Origin of the sequence: Mesorhizobium sp. M5C.F.Ca.ET.164.01.1.1, from assembly GCF_004792125.1 — a bacterium.
Classification (GTDB): Bacteria; Pseudomonadota; Alphaproteobacteria; order Rhizobiales; family Rhizobiaceae; genus Mesorhizobium; species Mesorhizobium wenxiniae.
The window spans coordinates 1-309 of sequence record NZ_SRTG01000437.1; the positions used below are offsets into that span (position 1 = coordinate 1).

At 65.0% G+C, this 309-nt stretch carries 1 protein-coding gene; it reads left to right on the top strand.

Features of this window, described 5'->3' with window-relative positions:
- A partial coding sequence (locus EN807_RS34170) for an NAD(P)-dependent oxidoreductase (protein WP_281405265.1) occupies positions 1-309 on the top strand: 309 nt, incomplete at both ends.

A 309-nucleotide genomic window follows, 5' to 3' on the forward strand; every position in this document is an offset into this window, starting at 1 on the left:
ACCGCGTGCTGCCGGCGGTCGAGGACGAGCTGGAAGCGACCTATTGGGAGAGCCTCGACCAGATGCTGGCCCGCATGGACATCATCTCGGTCAACTGCCCGTCGACGCCGGCGACGTTCCATCTGCTTTCGGCGCGGCGACTGGCGCTGATGCAGCCGTCGGCCTACATCGTCAACACCGCGCGCGGCGACATCATCGACGAGGAATCGCTGATCAAGCTGATCCATGACGGCAAGATCGCCGGCTCCGGCCTGGACGTCTACGAGCGTGAGCCAGCGCTGAACAGCCAGTTGCTAAGCCTCGCCGCGA